The sequence below is a fragment of the Clostridium sp. DFI.1.208 genome (assembly GCF_024463855.1).
Classification (GTDB): Bacteria; Bacillota_I; Bacilli_A; order Erysipelotrichales; family Erysipelotrichaceae; genus Clostridium_AQ.
In genome coordinates this window covers 1-591 of record NZ_JANGCA010000180.1, presented here as the reverse complement: position 1 = coordinate 591, position 591 = coordinate 1, and the positions used below count along the sequence as shown (strand labels likewise).

The 591-nt window shown below is 49.6% G+C and carries 1 protein-coding gene; it reads right to left on the bottom strand.

Annotated features, from left to right (window positions below; translation table 11 throughout):
- Positions 1–591 (bottom strand): hypothetical protein (locus NE665_RS23935; RefSeq protein ID WP_256302709.1); only part of this gene is annotated, 591 nt, incomplete at both ends.

Sequence of the window (591 nt, the reverse complement as noted above, 5' to 3'; positions counted from 1 at the left end):
ATCGATCCCGAATTCCATCGGCATACTGCTCTTATTGATCGCCTGTTCATTGTTCGTGCTCTGCTTCATCACCTGATCATCCAGTGTCAGCTGGATCTTCGTCGGCAGCTGCATGGTGATCTGTGTCATCATGGTGATATCCGCCTTCAGCTTGGCTGTGATATGCTCGGCACTGTCATCCTTCAGCATCGCTTCCCAGATATAGCCTGTCTCACTCATCGCATTCACTCGATAGATGAACACCTTCATGAAGCCTGCAGTCTCCGGTACCGCGACGCTCGTACTCCTACCATCTGCACGAGTGAGCACTTTCTTATCTTTATCGTAGAACACCAGCTCTACCGCAAAGTTTCGATCTCCCCATGTGCTTCCCTTTTCATAGACAAGATCTGTCGCACTGCCATCCGCCTTCTGGAAATCGGATACCGGATGCTTGATGTCTGCATCGATCGCCGCTGCAGTCGGATCACTTTCTTCCTGCTTCTTTGTGATCTGGTTTTCATTGATCGTTATGCTTCCCTTTTTCAATGTATCCGGGAATACGATGAAGTCACTTTCCGCTTTCGGCGGTGTCGCTCTGTCCTTACTGTT